The sequence below is a fragment of the Micromonospora sp. H33 genome, from assembly GCF_052068455.1.
GTDB lineage: Bacteria > Actinomycetota > Actinomycetes > Mycobacteriales > Micromonosporaceae > Micromonospora.
In genome coordinates, this window is sequence record NZ_JBQHDE010000002.1 from 683,450 (window position 1) to 700,193 (window position 16,744).

The 16,744-nt window shown below is 73.2% G+C and carries 13 protein-coding genes; 8 read left to right on the forward strand and 5 right to left on the reverse strand.

The window, feature by feature from the left end:
• Positions 1 to 21: 21 nt before the first annotated feature.
• Positions 22 to 543 carry a hypothetical protein gene (locus ACTMS0_RS08715; protein ID WP_441154583.1) on the reverse strand — a complete coding sequence of 174 codons (522 nt, stop codon included), beginning with the start codon at positions 541 to 543 and terminating at the stop codon, positions 22 to 24.
• A 210-nt stretch (positions 544 to 753) separates the two neighbouring features.
• Here ACTMS0_RS08715 and ACTMS0_RS08720 point away from each other — a divergent pair, with 210 nt between their 5' ends.
• Both ACTMS0_RS08720 and ACTMS0_RS08725 read left to right on the forward strand, forming a co-directional pair.
• Positions 754 to 1,557 (forward strand): helix-turn-helix domain-containing protein, encoded by an 804-nt coding sequence (locus ACTMS0_RS08720; RefSeq protein WP_441154584.1) that lies wholly within the window; start codon positions 754 to 756, stop codon positions 1,555 to 1,557.
• Entirely contained in the window at positions 1,554 to 1,736 is a 183-nt protein-coding gene (locus ACTMS0_RS08725; protein ID WP_441154700.1) for a DUF397 domain-containing protein, read from the forward strand. Before ACTMS0_RS08720 ends, ACTMS0_RS08725 begins: the two co-directional genes overlap by 4 nt.
• A gap of 26 nt (positions 1,737 to 1,762) precedes the next feature.
• Here the strand turns inward: ACTMS0_RS08725 and ACTMS0_RS08730 are convergent, their stop codons facing one another.
• Positions 1,763 to 3,604 (reverse strand): thiamine pyrophosphate-requiring protein, encoded by a 1,842-nt coding sequence (locus tag ACTMS0_RS08730; protein ID WP_441154701.1) that lies wholly within the window; start codon positions 3,602 to 3,604, stop codon positions 1,763 to 1,765.
• A gap of 257 nt (positions 3,605 to 3,861) precedes the next feature.
• Here ACTMS0_RS08730 and ACTMS0_RS08735 point away from each other — a divergent pair, with 257 nt between their 5' ends.
• Positions 3,862 to 4,671: a TrmH family RNA methyltransferase gene (locus ACTMS0_RS08735; protein WP_441154585.1), complete on the forward strand. Its 810-nt coding sequence runs from the start codon at positions 3,862 to 3,864 to the stop codon at positions 4,669 to 4,671.
• Positions 4,672 to 4,735: 64 nt separating this feature from the next.
• Positions 4,736 to 6,784: a PucR family transcriptional regulator gene (locus ACTMS0_RS08740; protein ID WP_441154702.1), complete on the forward strand. Its 2,049-nt coding sequence runs from the start codon at positions 4,736 to 4,738 to the stop codon at positions 6,782 to 6,784.
• A gap of 16 nt (positions 6,785 to 6,800) precedes the next feature.
• Here ACTMS0_RS08740 and ACTMS0_RS08745 read toward each other — a convergent pair whose 3' ends face one another.
• On the reverse strand, positions 6,801 to 8,150 hold the full coding sequence (locus ACTMS0_RS08745) for a hypothetical protein (protein ID WP_441154586.1): 1,350 nt from the start codon (positions 8,148 to 8,150) through the stop codon (positions 6,801 to 6,803).
• Between the two features lie 88 nt (positions 8,151 to 8,238).
• Here ACTMS0_RS08745 and murD point away from each other — a divergent pair, with 88 nt between their 5' ends.
• Positions 8,239 to 9,588 carry a UDP-N-acetylmuramoyl-L-alanine--D-glutamate ligase gene (gene murD, locus ACTMS0_RS08750; protein WP_441154587.1) on the forward strand — a complete coding sequence of 450 codons (1,350 nt, stop codon included), beginning with the start codon at positions 8,239 to 8,241 and terminating at the stop codon, positions 9,586 to 9,588.
• 53 nt (positions 9,589 to 9,641) lie between these two features.
• On the opposite strand, the gene ACTMS0_RS08755 is transcribed toward murD, so the two are convergent.
• The gene (locus ACTMS0_RS08755) at positions 9,642 to 10,610 is read right to left on the reverse strand and encodes a hypothetical protein (protein WP_441154588.1); all 969 of its coding nucleotides are present in this window, start codon (positions 10,608 to 10,610) and stop codon (positions 9,642 to 9,644) included.
• Positions 10,611 to 10,856: 246 nt separating this feature from the next.
• On the opposite strand from ACTMS0_RS08755, the gene ACTMS0_RS08760 reads away from it, so the two are divergent.
• Both ACTMS0_RS08760 and ACTMS0_RS08765 read left to right on the forward strand, forming a co-directional pair.
• Positions 10,857 to 12,164 (forward strand): aspartate aminotransferase family protein, encoded by a 1,308-nt coding sequence (locus ACTMS0_RS08760; protein WP_441154589.1) that lies wholly within the window; start codon positions 10,857 to 10,859, stop codon positions 12,162 to 12,164.
• A 38-nt stretch (positions 12,165 to 12,202) separates the two neighbouring features.
• The gene (locus ACTMS0_RS08765; protein WP_441154703.1) at positions 12,203 to 13,693 is read left to right on the forward strand and encodes a CoA-acylating methylmalonate-semialdehyde dehydrogenase; all 1,491 of its coding nucleotides are present in this window, start codon (positions 12,203 to 12,205) and stop codon (positions 13,691 to 13,693) included.
• Here ACTMS0_RS08765 and ACTMS0_RS08770 read toward each other — a convergent pair.
• Positions 13,665 to 15,092, reverse strand: coding sequence for an acyltransferase family protein (locus ACTMS0_RS08770; protein ID WP_441154590.1), 1,428 nt, complete (start codon positions 15,090 to 15,092; stop codon positions 13,665 to 13,667). The genes ACTMS0_RS08765 and ACTMS0_RS08770 overlap by 29 nt on opposite strands.
• Before the next feature lie 187 nt (positions 15,093 to 15,279).
• Between ACTMS0_RS08770 and ngcE the strand changes: the two genes are divergently transcribed.
• Positions 15,280 to 16,692, forward strand: coding sequence for an N-acetylglucosamine/diacetylchitobiose ABC transporter substrate-binding protein (gene ngcE / locus ACTMS0_RS08775; RefSeq protein WP_441154591.1), 1,413 nt, complete (start codon positions 15,280 to 15,282; stop codon positions 16,690 to 16,692).
• Positions 16,693 to 16,744 lie beyond the last annotated feature (52 nt).

The window sequence follows — 16,744 nt, forward strand, 5'->3', positions numbered from 1 at the left end:
GCGTTGTATAAGGGGCCCTTCCTAACACGTGCGGCGGTGTCGCATCGCCAGGTCGAGCAGTCGGCGGACCTGGTAGGACAGGACGCGACCCTGGCCGAGGGACAGTACGACCTCCTTGCCGGCGTCGCCGTCGACGACGGTGAGAGCCAGCACCGGCTCCACACCCGGGGTTAGACCCAGGGTGAGTGCGAGGTGGGCGATTGCCGCCTCCGGCCCGCCGGTGCTGATCGGCAGTGGGATCGACCGGTGCTGGCCGCGGACGATGCAGCCGCGTCGATCGCACCACGACGGGTGGCCCGGGTCGTGCTGGTCGCCCATCCGGCCGGTTGGGTAGACGTGTACGTGTCCGCAGGGCCGGGTGATGTCCGGGGCGAGGGGTACGGGATGCCCCTGGAGCCCAGCTCGGCCGATCTCGGCGAGGGCATGCTCGGTGTGGACATTGCAGGTGTAGGCGTTCGCGTCGAGGGACTCGGCCGAGTAGACCTCGATCCGCGTCGAAGCCGCGTCTCCGCACTGCGGGAGCGTTATGGGCAGGGCGCGCATCGGCTGGCCTCACCGTCCACCGTGTCCTCCTCTGTCACACGGCGGCGCCGGAACGGCCGGGGGGAATGGACCGATCCGACGCCGCCTGCGCACAGTCTGGTGAGGACACCGTTACGCTCGGAAGCTTCGGTGGCTTGCCGGGGAGTCAGGGCGGGCTGCCCGAGAACGGCCGCGAATCGCGGCGGGCCGGCGTAGAGGGGATGGAGAGCGATGAGCGTGTCCGCGTCGGAGTTCCTGCTGGCCGAGCTGCGCCGCCAGCGCACCCTGGCCGGGCTCACCCAGGACGAGCTGGGCGAGCGGGCGCACTTCTCCGGCAAGCAGGTCAGCGCCGTCGAGCTGGGCACCCGACCGCCCCGGGAGGACTACCTCGCCGCGATCGACAAGGCGCTCGACACCGGCGGGCTGTTCGTCCGGCTCTGGTCCGACCTGGTCAAGGACGACGCCGCCCCGGTCTGGCTCCGCGAGTGGATCGAGTTCGAACGCGAAGCAGTCCTGCTCCGCTGGTACGAACCGGCGTTCGTGCCGGGCCTGCTCCAGACCGAGGAGTACGCCCGAGCGATCTTCCGGGCGGCCGGCCGGATGACGGCCGACGAGATCGAGCAGGGCGTCGCCTCTCGGCTGAGCCGGCAGTCTATCCTGACCGCCGAGCGGCCTCCGGACCTCGTGGTGATCCTCGACGGCGCGGCCCTCGACCGGCCGGTCGACGGGCCGCCCGGCATGCTGGCGGCACAGTTCGCGCACCTGGCCTCCTGCGCCGGCCAACCGAACATCCAGATCCAGGTGGTGCCCGCTGATGCGCCCGTCTACCCGGGGCTGCAGGGTGGCTTCATCCTGGCCACTCTTCCGGACGGCGGGACGGTAGTGCACCTCGACCACCAGGTGCGGGCGCAGGTCGTCGATAAAAGCGAGGACATTGCTACGCTCCAGAAAACGTGGGAGGCGATTCACGGGCAGGCGTTGTCCAGTCGTCAGTCCCTCCACCTGCTCACGGAAGCGGCACAGCGATGGACGTGACCCGCGCGCTCTGGCGCACGTCGACTCGATCCGGCACGAATGGCGGATCCTGTGTGGAGGTTGCCGACAATCTGCCGGGTGTGGTGCTGGTGCGCGACTCCAAGGACCGCGACGGTGGGACGCTCCGCTTCGAGCCGTACGCCTGGCGGGTCTTCGTCGGCGCGGTGAAGCGCGACTGACCGGCGGCGCTCAGCTCCGGCGGCGCTCAGCCCCGGCGGGGCCGGTACGCGGCGACCGTGGCGGGCAGGCCCCGCCGGAGGATGCCCGCCCAGTCGGTGTCGCCGCGCAGCATCGCCGCGGCGGTCTTGCGGGCCTGGTCGGCGGTGAAGTGCGGCGGCAGCATCAGCTCGGCCGGGTCCACCAGTGCGTTGATGACGGTCGGCCGGTCGGCGGTCAACGCCCGCTCCCAGACGCCTGGGACCTGGTCGGGGGAGTCGACGAGTTCGCCGCCGAGGCCCAGCACCTCCGCCCACCGGTGGTAGCCGATGTCGGGCAGTTGCTGGCTGTCGGGGAACATCGGCGTGCCCTCGGTGGACCGCTGCTCCCAGCTGACGAAGGCCAGGTCCCGGTTGTTGAGCACCAGGACGACGAAGCGTGGGTCGGACCAGCCACGCCAGTACTTCGCCACCGTGATCAGCTCGTTGACGCCGTTCATCTGCATGGCGCCGTCGCCGATCAGCGCCACCAGGGGGCGGTCCGGATGGGCGAACTTGGCGGCGAGGGCGTACGGCATGGCGCCGCCCATGGACAGCAGGGTGCCCGACAGGCTGGCCAGCATCCCCGGGCGGACCTGGACGTGGCGCGCGTACCAGGCGGTGGCGGTGCCGCAGTCGACGGCCAGCATCACGTCGTCGGGAAGCCGATCGCTGAGGGTGGCGAAGAGCAGTTGGGGGTTGACCGGGTCGGCGGGCTGCTCGGCGAGGTCGCGCTGCGCCTGCCGCCATGAGGACGTCTCCCGGGTGATCGTTTCCAGCCAGGGGGTCGGTCCCGGCCCCGGGCCGAGCTCGCGCAGCAGGGCCCGGAGGGTGGGGGCGGCGTCACCGGTCAGGTTCACCTCGGTCGGGTAGCGCAGCCCCATCATCGTGCCGTCCCGGTCGATCTGCACCGCCCGCGCCTGCCCGGGCGGGGGATAGAACTCGGAGTACGGCATGTTGCTGCCGACGATGAGCAGCCGGTCGCAGTGGTTCATCAGGTGCCAGCTCGGGCGGGTGCCGAGCAGGCCGATCGCGCCGGTGACCCAGGGCTCGCGGTGGTCGACGGCGGTGAATCCCAGCAGTGCGGTCGCGACGCCCGCGCCGAGCCGGCGGGCGACCTCGCGTACCTCGGTCTCGGCGCCGAGCGCGCCCTGCCCGACGAGCATCGCCACCCGCTCGCCGCTGCCCAGCACCTCGGCGGCACGGCGGACGTCGGCCTCCGGCGGCACGGTCGGGCCGGTGCTCGGCACGCTGCTGGTGTGGTAGTAGCCGTGCGCGTGCGGCGGGTCCGGCACCGCCGGCTTGTCCTGCACGTCGAGGGGGAGGACCAGGGCGGTGACGGTACGCCGGTCGAGCGCCGTCCGGCAGGCCCGGTCCACCAGGTGGCGGACCTGGGCGGGGTGGTCGACCTGCGCCAGGAACGGCGCGGCGACGTCCTTGTAGAGGGCGAGCAGGTCGATCTCCTGGTAGTAGCCGCCGCCCTCGGCGGTGAGCGCGGTGTGACCGAGCAGCGCGACGACCGGCTGGTGGTCGAGTTTCGCGTCGTACAGGCCGTTGAGGGCGTGGACCGCGCCGGGGCCGCTGGTCACGAGGACGCAGCCGAGCGGGCCGCCGCCGTACTTGACGTGCGCCGACGCCGCGAAGCCGGCGGTCTCCTCGTGCCGGACCTGGACGAACTGCGCCTGCTCCGCGGTGCGTTGCAGCGCCGAGGTCATGCCGTTGATGCCGTCGCCGGGATAGCCGAAGTAGCGGCGGACGCCCCAGCAGGCCAGCCGCTGCACGATGTGGTCGGCGACCGTGGCGTCACGGGGCAGGGGCCACGGGGCGGCCGGGATGTACGTGTCGCCGTCCATGCTCACCTGATCGATCCCTCCGCTCGCCTCAGCCAGCGGGATTCCCCGGGCGGAGGGGACGAAACGCCCCGAAAGGGTGGCGCCCGGTGCGGGGAGGGGAAGCCCGCACCGGGCGCCGGTTCCGGTCAGCTCGCCGTGCAGGTCGGAGCGAGGCGCTCAACCTGATCGATGCCGCGCCGACCCCTCCGGACGTTCCGGTAACCGGCCAGTGGGCGGCGTGTGTCGGGGGTACGCGTGCCGTCCGGCAGAATCGTCGGGTGCCCGTCCACCTCATCACCGATTCCGACGACGAGCGGATCGCCGACTACCGCGCCCTCACCGACGTGGAGCTGCGTACCCGCTGGGAGCCGCCGCACGGCCTGTTCATCGCCGAGGGCGAACTGGTGCTCCGCCGCGCGCTACGGGCGGGCTACCCGGTCCGGTCGTACCTGGTGGACGCCAAGCGGGTCGACCAGCTCGCCGACCTGGACACCGGGGAGGCGCCGATCTACGCCGCGACGCCGGACGTCCTGCAACAGGCGACCGGTTTCCACGTACACCGGGGGGTGCTGGCGTCGTTCCGGCGTCGGCCGCTGCCGGCGGCGGCCGAGGTGCTCGCCGCCGCGCGCCGCGTGGTGATCCTGGAGGACGTGAACAACCACACCAATCTGGGCGCGATCTTCCGGGCTGTCGCGGGTCTCGGGGTCGACGCGGTGCTGCTCTCGCCCACCTGCGTCGACCCGCTCTACCGCCGCAGCGTCCGGGTCAGCATGGGCGAGGTGTTCGCCGTGCCGTACGCCAAGCTCGACCCCTGGCCGGACGCGCTCGCCGAGGTCCGCGCGGCCGGGTTCACCGTGCTGGCGATGACCCCCGCCCCGGACGCGGTGCCGATCCAGCACCTCGACGCCGGCCAGCGGGCCCGGGCGGCCCTGCTGCTCGGCGCCGAGGGCGCCGGCCTGACCCGGGCGGCGATGGACGCCAGCGACGTCCGGGTGGTGATCCCGATGCGGCGCGGCGTCGACTCGCTCAACGTCGCCGCCGCCACGGCCGTCGCCTGCTGGGAGCTCGGCCGCGACGACCCGGTCTGACCGGCGGCCGGCACGTCACCTCCCTCCCCGCACTTTCCGCGAAACTGGCCCTATATCTCGCCGGATAGCCACTCTTTCGGTGAAAGTGCTGGGGGAGGCCGCCGGGGGATGGGCGGCTGGGGTCACGGACGGTAGCGTGTCGGCCGTGTTCCCTACCGTCCGTGAGGTGCTCGCGCTGGAGCCGGTGCGCCACGGCGCGCCGCGCCTAGTCGCGGGCGACGCCGGGCTGGACCGGCCGGTGCGGTGGGTGCACGTGGCGGAGGTGCCCGACATCGCGACCCTGCTCGGCGGTGGGGAACTGGTGCTGACCACCGGGATCGGGTTGCCGGCCGACGACGCCGGGCTGCGGGCGTTCATCGCCGACCTGGCCGACGTCGGCGTGTCCGGCCTGGTGGTGGAGCTGGGCCGCCGGTACGTCAGCGGGGTGCCCCGGGTGATGGCGGCCGCCGCCGAGCGGCGCGGGCTGCCCCTGGTCGAGCTGCGGCGTGCCACGCCGTTCGTGCGGGTCACCGAGGCCGTGCACGCGCTGATCGTCGACGCGCAGCTCACCGAGCTGCGGGCCACCGAGGAGATCCACCAGCGCTTCACCGAGCTGTCGGTGGAGGGCGCCGGCCCGGGCGAGGTGGTCCGGCAGGCCGCCGAGCTGTCCGGGTGCCCGGTGGTGCTGGAGAACCTGTCCCGGCAGGTGCTCGCGTACGACCCGGCGGGGGAGAGCGCCGAGCTGCTGCTCGACGGCTGGGAGCAGCACTCGCGGCGGATCCGGCCGGCCGGGCGGACCGCGTACGACGCGGACAGCGGCTGGCTGGTGACCATGGTCGGGGCCCGGGGGCAGGACTGGGGGCGACTGCTCCTTCGCTGGCCCGGCGACGGCGAGCTGACCACCCGCGGCCCGCGGCGACCCGCGGAGTCCGGGCGGAACGCGTCCGCGGGCGAGGTCCGGTTCGGCGAGTCGGCTCCCGGCGTGCGTACCCCCGACAGCCCACCGACCCGGCTGACCATCCTCGTGGAGCGGGCGGCGTCGACCCTGGCGCTGGGGCGGCTCATCCGCCGCGACGCCGAGGGGCTGGAACGGCAGCTGCACCGCACCCTGCTCACCGCCCTGCTCGACCACTCCCGGCCCGTGGACGAGGTGGCGCTGCGGGCGCGGGCCCTCGGCGTCGTGCTGGAACGGCGGCACCTGGTGGGCGTGGTGGTCCGGTACCGGACCGAGGACCCGGCCGGCGAGGGCGGCCACGAGCCGGCCGGCGACGGTGGCCTCGCCCCGGGCGGGCCGGAGGCCGGGCCGGCCCGGCTGCGCGACCTCGCCGAGGCGGTCGGGCACGCCGTCCGCGAGGCGAAGCTGACCGCGCTGACCAGCGCCCTGGACGATCAGGCCGTGGGGGCGCTGCTCGCCCTGTCGGACGCGGCGGCCGAGGAGCGGGCGCTCGCCGCCTTCGCCGCCGCCCTGCGCCGCACCCGCCCGGACGCACTCGCGCCCCGCGCGGCCGAGACATCCCGCGCGGGCGAGACGTCCCGGGCGGTGCCCCGCCCGGCCGAGGCGTCCCGCGCCGCGTCCTGGACCGACGAGGCCACCCGTGGCGGCGGCGCGCCGACCCCCGGTGAGGCGTCGGGCGTGGGTGGCGTCCCGCGGGCCGGTGGCGCGCCTGTGCGGCCGGTGCCGGCCAGCGCGGTCGTCATCGCCGCCGGCTCCGGGGTGGGCAGCCTCCGCGAGGCGCGGCGGTCGCTGGTCGAGGCACGCCAGATCGCCGACGCCGCCCGGCGCGACCGCCGGGACCTGCCGATCTTCCGGCTGCCGAACGTGGGACTCGCCGGCCTGCTGCACCTGCTGCGGGACGAGCCGCGGCTCCAGACGTTCGTCGAACGCGAACTGGGGGCCCTGCTCACGTACGACGCGCAGCACCCCCGGGAGCAGTTGCTCGGCACGCTGCGCGCGTACCTGGAGCAGGGCCGCAACAAGTCGGCGGGTGCGGCGGCGGCGCACCTGTCCCGCCCGGCGTTCTACGAGCGACTGGCCCGCATCGGCCGCATCCTCGACGTCGACCTGGACTCGGTCGACGCCTGCCTCTCCCTGCACGTGGCACTGTTGGCCCTGGACGCCGTCCGCACCCCGTAACCCCCGGCCCCCGGCCTCAGGTGAGGGAGTCCAGGGTTTTCGCGTACACGGTGGGGGTGAAGGTGGGGCCGCCGGGGGTCAACACGTCGGACGAGGCCGCTGCCTGCCAGGCCGTTTCGGGGACGGCGTCGACGAGGGCGCGGACGACCGGGGCGTCGCGCCACTGCTCCTGCTCGGCGAGCAGGCTGAGCGCCACCACCGACTCCTCGACCTCGCCGACGCACTCGAACGGCTTGTGCCCGTCCACGCCGAGCAGTTCCCGGTAACCCGGCAGCTGCGCCGGGTCGGCGAGCAGGTCACCGCCGAAGATGTGCGTGATCCGCTCGCGCGGCATGAACGGCGCCAGGGCGAGGAAGACGAACCGGCACTTCGGGCAGTTCCGGCACCAGCGCTCGCTCGCGCCGCGCAGCTTGAACGCCGCGTTGCAGCTGGTCACCACGTCGTCGTACCGGTCGATCGACGCGAACAGCCGGGCGATGTGCAGCTCCGACAGCGGACGCAGCAGCGAGAAGTACGGGTCGGTGAGCCCGGCGTGCTCGGCGAGCGCCGCCCGCAGCAGCCCCTCCGCCTCGACGCCCTTGGACCACTGGTGGTTGATCTCGTGGCCGTCCCAGACCAGGTTCGGGTCCGACGCCGAGCGCTCGTTGGACATCACCACCGGCCCGAGGCCGTTCAGCACCGCCGTCGCCACCGCGATCAGCGAGTTGATCGCGGTGACCGGGATGTGGCCGTTGAGCGCGCCGGCCTCGTTCAGGTCGAACAGCACCGGGTCGATCCGTCGCCGCGCCGCCAGCGCCGGCAGGCCCGACGCCGCGTTCACCGACTCGATCACGCGATTCGGGTTGACCGAGAAGGGCACCGGGTCGAAGCCGCCGCGGCGCAGCGCCTCCAGGCTGACGATCGAGTCCTTGCCGCCACCGACCGCCGACAGCGGACGCCGGCCGTAGGTGTCGTACCCGACGGCCGGAGCGACCTCACCGGCCGGTACCTCGGGACGCAGCTCCAGCACGTGCGGCAGCGCGTTGCGGTACGCGTACTCCCCGAGGCCCTTGGTGTAGACGGCCGTGACCAGCTCGACGGCGGCCGACCCGAGCGGCGCCGGCAGCACCAGCCGGCGCGGCGCGGCCGTCTTGTAGTAGCTGACGCCCGCGACGACGTGCAGCAGCTCCAGGACGCGGCCCAGGGTCGCGACCGTCTCGTCCGACGGCGGCGCGTCGGGCAACGGCAGGGTGACCACCTCGGTGAAGCGCTGCTCGCCGTCGGGCCCAGTCAGGGCGTAGTCGAACAGCACCTCCCCGGTGGAGAGGTCGATCGAGTAGGACGGGAAGGTGAAGGCGTCCATCCGCCGGAGCTGCTCGTTGGGCACACGCCATACTAGGCCCTGGTTCGTCCGCCGTGCCCGAGTGCGGCCGGACCCCGCCCGCCGACGTCGCCGACACCTCGAGGAGAGCCCCGTGCGCCTGTCTGACCTGCGCGGACGCAAAGTCGCCGTCTGGGGCACCGGCCGCGAGGGCCGGGCCGCCGTGACCGCGATCGCCGCGCACGGCCCGGCGGACCTGGTGGCGGTCGACGACAGCGGCTCCTTCCTCAGCCTGCCCTGGGACGGCCCCCTCGCCGAGGCGGCGCCGCTGGTCACCGGTGAGGCGGGCTTCGACCGGCTGGCCGCCGCCGACGTCGTGGTCCGCTCGCCCGGCGTGCCGAACACCCACCCGTGGCTGGTCGAGCTGCGCTGGCGCGGCGTGCCGGTGACCCAGGGCACCGCGCTGTGGATGGCCGACCACGCCGCCCGCACCGTCGGCGTCACCGGCAGCAAGGGCAAGAGCACCACGTCCAGCATGATCAGCCACCTGCTCACCGCGGTCGACCGGCCCAACGTCTTCGGCGGCAACATCGGCGTGCCGACCCTGGACCTGCCGGAGGCCGACCTGTACGTGCTGGAGCTGTCCAGCTACCAGTGCAGCGATCTGGCCGACTCGCCCCGCGTCGCCGTGGTGACCGCGCTCTTCCCCGAGCACCTGGACGCGCACGGCGGCGAGCGGGAGTACTACCGCGACAAGCTCAACCTGCTGGCGCACGGTCCGGAGACGATCGTCGTCAACGGCACCGACGCGCGGCTCGCCGCCGAACTCGGCGACCGGCCCGCCGTACGCGCCGGCACCCCGGACACCACGCACGTGGCGACCGGCCCGGACGGCACACCCTGGTTCCACCTCGTCGACCAGCCGCTCTTCCCGCGGGCCGTGCTGCCGCTGGTGGGCCGGCACAACGAGGGCAACCTGTGCGTGGCGGTCGCCGTGCTCGACGCGCTCGGCGTCGACGTGGCCGCCCGCCGGGACACGCTCGCGGTGGCGGTCGCCGAGTTCCAGGGCCTCGCCCACCGGCTCACCGAGATCGTCGACCCGTCCGGCGTCACGTTCGTCGACGACACGCTCGCCACCAGCCCGTACGCGGCCATGCACGCGATCGACGCGTACGACGGGCGGCCGCTCACCGTCATCGTCGGCGGCACCGACCGCGGCCTGGACTACACCCCGCTGCGCGAGCACCTCGCCGAGCGGGAGATCACCGTCATCGGTATCCCGGACAGCGGGCCGCGCATCGTGGCGGCACTCGACGGGCTGCCGAAGGTGCGCTGCGAGGTCGTCGACGACCTGGTCGAGGCGGTACGGCTGGCCCGCGAGATCACCCCGACCGGCGGGGTGGTGCTGCTGTCGCCCGCCGCGCCCAGCTACGGGCGGTTCCGCAACTTCGAGCACCGCTCCGAGGTGTTCGCCCAGGCGGTCCGCGACACCGCCGCCGGCTGAAGTGTTAGGAAGGGACCCTTGTACAACGCCAGGCGTTAAGAAGGGTCCCTTCCTTACAGCGCGGCGTGCAGGGCGCGCATCGACCGGATAGCTGAGCGGATCTCCTGCAGGTACCGGCCAGGGGTGAGGGTCGGCTCGGGCAGCACCGCCACGTCGGGCAGGGCCGGGTCGACACCGACCGTCTCGATGCCGCAGCCGTGCGGCAGCGCGAGGGTCCGCAGCGCGTCGCAGTGCTGGAACGGCACGTAGATCGGCGCGGTCACCAGCAGGACCCGGTCGCCGGGGGAGAGCGCCACGTGCTCCGCCCAGAACCGCTGCGTGTCGGCGGTGTGCGCACGCCGCCGCTCCGGCTCGCTCGACGGCGCCGCCAGGACGCGCACCGGCGGCAGGCCGGCCGGCCGGTACGTGCGCGACGACCAGGAGTCGTGCGGGTGGCCGGCCTCGTGCCTGTCCTCCTCGGCGGGAGCCGGTACGCCGAACAGCCGCCGGACCGCCACGTCCAGCACGTCGACCTCGGTCCCGCACGGGGGCAACCCGGCGTCGGTCAGCGTACGGCGCTCCATCCCGGACAGCGGACGGAAGCTGCCGAGCACGGCCAGTTCGCCGCTCGCCGACGCGCCGGCGCGGAGCAGGTGGGCGGCGTACGCCACCCGCCTCAGGCAGGCGTGCGCCAGACCGCCGAGTACGACCAGGTGGGCGTACCGGGACCGGGCCGGCGGTACGGGGTGGACGAGACCGAGAGCGGCGGCGGCGTCGAGGACCCGGGTCGCCGTGTCGGGGCCGAGCACCGGTTCACGGGCCGCGGGGCGTTCCCGCCCGGCCCGGAAGTCCCAGTGCCGGGCGGAGAAGGCGTCGAGACCGTCGAGCACCGCACCGAGGTCGCCGGTCGGCCAGTCGCCGCCGAAGTGCCGGACGAGGGACCGCAGCGGAGCCGACTCGACCCAGACCTGGACGCCCGTGGTCATCGCCTCGGCGACCGTCCCCGGTTCCCCGCTCGGCAACGCCACGCCCCCGATGCGCACGCCCGCGATGCTACCGAGGCGGGCCACGACGCTCGGCCACCGCTCGCCCCCTGGCTGGGTACGGATTTCGTGGCGTAACCGCCGCAGCTGCCGCAGAAAAGCGAACGGGCGGCTCCGGTCGGCACGGGAATCCGTTGACGTGCTGTCAGGCGCGCGGGGATCGTGCGCTACACAGTGACAGTTGTCCCTCGCCCAGTCGGATGAGAGCGTGCGGTAACCCCCCGAACGCCGTTGAGAGGTGCCACGATGACCGCCGACGACCTGCTGGCCCGGCACCGGGCCGTGCTCCCGTCCTGGATGCCGCTCTACTACGCCGAGCCGATCGAACTGGTCTCCGGCGAAGGCCGGCGGGTCACCGACGCGCAGGGACGCACCTATCTGGACTTCTTCGGCGGCGTGCTGACCAACATGATCGGCTACGACATCCCGGAGATCCGGGAGGCGGTGGAGCGCCAGCTGCGTACCGGCATCGTGCACACCTCCACCCTCTACCTGATCCGCCAGCAGGTGGAGCTGGCCGAGAAGGTGGCCCGGCTCTCCGGCATCCCGGACGCGCGGGTCTTCTTCACCAACTCGGGCACCGAGGCCAACGAGGCGGCGCTGCTGATGGCCACCAACCACCGCCGTTCGCACCAGATCCTGGCCGTCCGCAACAGCTACCACGGCCGGTCGTACGCGGCGATGGGCGTCACCGGCAACCGCGGCTGGTCGGCCAGCCCGCTGAACCCGTTGCAGGTGGCCTGGCTGCACTCCGGCGAGCGGCTGCGCGGCCTGCTCGCCCGGCTGCCCGAGGCGGACCGGATCGACGCGGCGGTGGAGGACCTGCGGGAGGTGCTCGCCACCCAGACCGCCGGTGACGTGGCGTGCCTGATCGCCGAGCCGATCCAGGGCGTCGGCGGCTTCGTGCACGGCCCGGACGGGTTGTTCGCCGCCTGGAAGAAGGTGCTCGACGAGCACGGCATCCTGCTCATCTCCGACGAGGTGCAGACCGGTTGGGGGCGTACCGGCGAGCACTTCTGGGGCTACCAGGCCCATGGCGTCACGCCGGACCTGCTCACCTTCGCCAAGGGCGTCGGCAACGGCTTCGCCCTCGCCGGTGTCGTCGGCCGCGCCGAGGTGGTCGAGTCGGTGCCGGCCATCAGCTTCTCCACGTTCGGCGGCAACCCGGTCTCGACCGCGGCGGGCAACGCCGTCCTGGACTATCTGCTCGACCACGACCTCCAGGCCAACGCGGCCCGCGTCGGCGCGATCCTCGCCGACGGCCTGCGCGCCGCCGTTGGCGACCTGCCGGAGGTCGCGGAGGTACGCGGCAAGGGGCTGATGCTCGGCGTCGAGTTCGTGCGGCCCGGTACGGGCGAGCCGGACCCGGCGCTGGCCACCCGCGTCTTCGAGGCGTGCCGGGCCGGTGGCCTGCTCGCCGGCAAGGGCGGCCTGTACGGCAACGTGCTGCGGATGGGTCCGCCGCTCACGCTGACCGAGGACGAGGCCCGCGAGGGCCTGGCCGTCCTGGTCGACGCCATCCGCTCCTGCGCCGCCGAGGCGGTGGCCCGGTGAGCGCGAGCAGCGCCCAGACGCGAACGGACGGTGAGCCGGTGAACCTGATCGGGCACTTCGTCGACGGCAAGCGGCTCTCCGGCGCGTCCGCGCGACGCGGCGACGTCTTCGACCCGGCGACCGGTGCGCGTACCGGCGAGGTGGAGCTGGCCTCCGTCGCGGACGTCGCGGTGGCGGTGGAGGCCGCCGACCGGGCCGCGCGGGCCTGGCGGGACGCCTCCCTGGCGAAGCGGACGTCCGTGCTGTTCGCCTTCCGGGAGTTGGTCCACGCCCGGCGGGACCGGCTCGCCGAGGCCATCACCGCCGAGCACGGCAAGGTGCTCGCCGACGCCGCCGGCGAGGTGCAGCGCGGGCTGGAGGTCATCGAGTACGCCTGCGGCATCCCGTCGGCGCTGCGCGGCGGGTTCAGCGAGAACGTGTCCACCGAGGTCGACTCGTACTCGATCCGGCAGCCGCTCGGCGTGGTCGCGGTGATCAGCCCGTTCAACTTCCCGGTCATGGTGCCGTTGTGGTTCGTCCCGGTGGCGGTCGCCGCGGGCAACGCGGTGGTGCTCAAGCCCAGCGAGAAAGATCCGAGCGCGGCGCTGCTGCTGGCCGAGTGGTTCGCCGAGGCCGGCCTGCCCGACGGGGTGTTCAACGTCGTCAACGGCGACAAGGAGGCCGTCGACGCCCTGCTGGACCATCCGGCGGTGAAGGCGGTGTCGTTCGTCGGCTCCACCCCGATCGCCCGGTACGTCTACCAGCGCGGCTCGGTGGCCGGCAAGCGGGTGCAGGCGCTCGGCGGGGCGAAGAACCACATGGTGGTGCTGCCCGACGCCGACCTGGACCTGGCCGCCGACGCGGCTGTCAACGCCGGCTTCGGCTCGGCGGGGGAGCGGTGCATGGCGATCTCCGCGCTGGTGGCGGTCGAACCGGTCGCCGACGCCCTGGTCGCGAAGATCGCCGAGCGGATGGCCGGGCTGCGCACCGGTGACGGCCGGCGCGGGTGCGACATGGGTCCGCTCGTCACCGCCGCGCACGCCGAGCGGGTCCGGTCGTACGTCGAGGCGGGCGTGGTGGCCGGCGCGGTGCCGGTGGTCGACGGCCGGGACGTCGAGCCGGACGGCGACGCGGCCGGTTTCTGGCTCGGTCCGACGCTGTTCGACCACGTCACCCCGGACATGTCGATCTACACCGACGAGATCTTCGGGCCGGTGCTGTCCGTGGTGCGCGTCGGGTCGTACGACGAGGCGGTCGACCTCGTGAACAACAACCCGTACGGCAACGGCACGGCGATCTTCACCAACGACGGTGGCGCCGCCCGGCGCTACCAGCACGAGGTGCAGGTCGGCATGGTCGGCGTCAACGTGCCGATCCCGGTGCCGATGGCGTACTACTCTTTCGGCGGCTGGAAGTCCTCCCTCTTCGGCGACCTGCACGCCCACGGCGAGGACGGGGTGCGCTTCTTCACCCGGGGCAAGGTGGTCACCAGCCGCTGGCTGGACCCACGCCACGGCGGGGTCAACCTCGGCTTCCCCACCCAGACCTGAGCAGCCGCAGGACACCCGCCCCGGCCAGGTACGCCACCAGCGCCGGGGCGGGCAGCCCGAGCGGCTCCGGGGCGGAGCGGGGGGTGACCGCGTTGTCGACCAGCGCGTACACCACGGCGGCGAAACCGGCGGCGGTGAGCGCGGCACGGCCGGTGGCCCACCACCGACGGCCCTCCCCACCGGCGTCGGACGGCTCGGGGTCGCGGGCGGCCGGGGGCCGGCCGGTGCGGGCCTCCACCGGGCCGAAGACGGCGACCAGGACGGCGAGCACCGTCGCCAGCAGCAGCGCCCACGGCACCCGCCACGCGAACCAGGCGGCGGAGCCGGGCGCCGGGGTCGGCAGCAGCCCGACCGCGTCCAGCGCGCCGACCAGCAGGATCGTCGCGGTCAGGTGCCACAGGAAGACGGTCAGCACCACGGCGTTCACCGCGATCACGGCCATCCAGGGGCGGTCGCGGCCCAGCCAGCGCTCCGCGCGCCCGCGCAGCAGCAGGATCAGCCCGAGCTGCGCGGTGGTCAGCGCGAGCAGCGCCAGGCTGGGCGGGGCGGCGTTGTCCAGTGGTTCGCCGGGAACGTTGATCATGCTGACCGGGTACGGGCCCGGCCCGGTGAGCAGCAGCGCCACCGCGAGCCCGCCGAGCAGCGCCGTCCAGCCGGCTCGCCGGGACACCGGCAGCCGCCGCGACCGCGGTCCGGTCCGGCGGTCCGGCGGCGGTCCGGCGTGCCCGTCCTGCGGTGGCGGTTCGGTGCGGGCGTCGTACCAGGCGAAGCCGAGCTGGTGCACGGCCAGCCAGCCGAACAGGTAGTTCGGCAGGGCCGTCTCGGCCGGACCGAGCAGGCGGCCCAGGTCGCCCACCGCGACCAGCCCGGCCAGCGCCAGCGGCACGAGCAGCCCGTAGCGCCGGTGCAGCGCGTACATCACCGGGGTCAGCGGCACCACGACGAGGTACGCGGCGAGGAACCACAGGGGGATGGTGGCGAACCAGACGACCGCCCGGATCAGCACCGGCTCGGCACCGAGCGCCCGGGCGACCAGGGCAGCGGCGGCGAGTACGACCACCAGCACGGTGGTCGGCCGCAGCAGGCGCGCGCTGCGGCCGAGCAGCCAGCCGGTGGCGTCGCCGCCCCGACGGCGGCGGGCGGTGAGGGAGGCGGCATTCGCGTACCCGCCGACCAGGAAGAACACCGGCATGACCTGGACCGCCCAGGTGAGCGGATACGCCCACGGCAGGTCGGGCAGCGCCGAACGGCCGGTGGGCTGCCCGGTGGCGTCGTACCCGATCGTGGCGACCGTCCAGTGACCGAGAACGACCAGGACGATCGCGAGGGCCCGGAGCAGGTCGACGTAGCGGTCCCGGCTCGCCGGAGTGGCTGCGGCGAGCCGGCGCAGGCGGCCCATGGTCGCAAGCGTAGGCGACGGCGGCGGTAACGGTTCGGTCTTCGGGTCTTGAAGTCTGGGCTCTCCTGTCGTAGAAATTCTTCAGCAATATTCGACATACTGAAGACAAACTTCCCCCTGCCTCGCGCGGCGACCCGCCACCCCCCATTCGCCGGCGGCCGCCGGAGACCCGATCCGAGGAGACAGCATGAACAGGCGTGACATCCTGCGGCGGACCGCCGCCGCCGGCCTCCTGGCCACTCCCGCCGCCGGCCTGCTCGCCGGCTGCGCCACCGGTGGCGGTGACGACAACGAAGGCGGCACCTACAAGGGCACCAAGAGCGAGCAGAACCCGCTCGGGGTCAAGGAGGACGCGCCGCTGGAGGTGGTGATCTTCAACGGCGGCTTCGGCGAGGAGTACGCGAAGGCCCACGAGGCCATGTACACCGAGAAGTACCCGAAGGCGACGATCAAGCACTCGGCCACTCAGGAGATCAACAAGACGCTCCAACCGCGCTTCGTCGACGGCACTCCGCCGGATGTCGTGAACAACTCCGGCGCCGGTCAGATCGACTTCAACGGGCTGGTCTCCCAGAACGCCATCGCCGACCTCGGCGAGCTGCTCAACGCGCCGAGCCTCGACATCCCCGGCAAGACCGTCAAGGACACGCTGCTGCCCGGCGCTGTCGACGTCGGCTCGTACGACGGCAAGTTCCTGGTGTTGAACTACACCTACACCGCGTACGGCATCTGGCACTCCACCAAGCTCTTCGCCGACCGGGGATGGCAGTACGCGAAGACCTGGGACGAGCACATCGCGCTCTGCAAGCAGATCAAGGCCGCCGGCATCGCCCCGTGGACGTACGCCGGCAAGCACCCCCGCTACATGAGCTGGCCGCTGATCGCCACCGCCATCAAGTTCGGCGGGCCCTCCGTCGCCACCGCCATCGACAACCTCGAGCCGAACGCGTGGAAGTCCGACGCGATGAAGGCCGCCGCGGAGGCGTGGCACCAGATCGTCAAGGACAAGTACATCCTGGACGGCTCGCCCGGCCTCGACCACGTGCAGTCGCAGACCGCGTGGTGTCAGGGCAAGGCCGCCTTCGTCTCGTGCGGCTCCTGGCTGGAGAGCGAGCAGAAGAAGGTGACGCCCGAGGGTTTCAACATGACGATCCAGCCGACGCCGAGCCTGGGCGGCGGCGACAAGCTGCCGTTCGAGGCGATCCGCGGCACCGCCGGTGAGCCGTTCATGGTGCCGGCCAAGGCCAAGAACCTCGCCGGCGGCCTGGAGTACTTCCGGATCATGCTGTCGAAGAAGGGCGCGCAGGACTTCACCCGGAAGGTCTCCAGCCTGACCGTGGTGGCCGGCTCGACCGAGGGCATCGAGCTGCCGTTCGGCCTCGGCACGGTGGTCAAGGCGCTGGACGCCTCCGGCAGCAACGGCTTCAACTGGGTCTACAACAACTACTACCGCAAGCTGGAGCGGGAACTCGTCGACGCGGCGTGCGGCGAGTTCTTCAGCGGCCGGATCGGCCCGGCGGAGTTCCTCGACCAGTGCCAGACGGGCGCCGACTCGATCGCCCAGGACACCTCGATCAAGAAGTACAAGCGGGCCGCTTGACATCCGGCCGGTGGGGGCGGAGTCATCCGTCCCCACCGGTCCACCGCCGTCG

What these genes read in the sequence shown, in the direction of transcription:
- ACTMS0_RS08715 (WP_441154583.1), bottom strand. Translation starts at nt 543, where the DNA reads ATGCGCGCCCTGCCCATAACGCTCCCGCAGTGCGGAGACGCGGCTTCG.
- ACTMS0_RS08720 (WP_441154584.1), top strand. Translation starts at nt 754, where the DNA reads ATGAGCGTGTCCGCGTCGGAGTTCCTGCTGGCCGAGCTGCGCCGCCAG.
- ACTMS0_RS08730 (WP_441154701.1), bottom strand. Translation starts at nt 3,604, where the DNA reads ATGGACGGCGACACGTACATCCCGGCCGCCCCGTGGCCCCTGCCCCGT.
- ACTMS0_RS08760 (WP_441154589.1), top strand. Translation starts at nt 10,857, where the DNA reads ATGACCGCCGACGACCTGCTGGCCCGGCACCGGGCCGTGCTCCCGTCC.
- ACTMS0_RS08770 (WP_441154590.1), bottom strand. Translation starts at nt 15,092, where the DNA reads ATGGGCCGCCTGCGCCGGCTCGCCGCAGCCACTCCGGCGAGCCGGGAC.
- ngcE (WP_441154591.1), top strand. Translation starts at nt 15,280, where the DNA reads ATGAACAGGCGTGACATCCTGCGGCGGACCGCCGCCGCCGGCCTCCTG.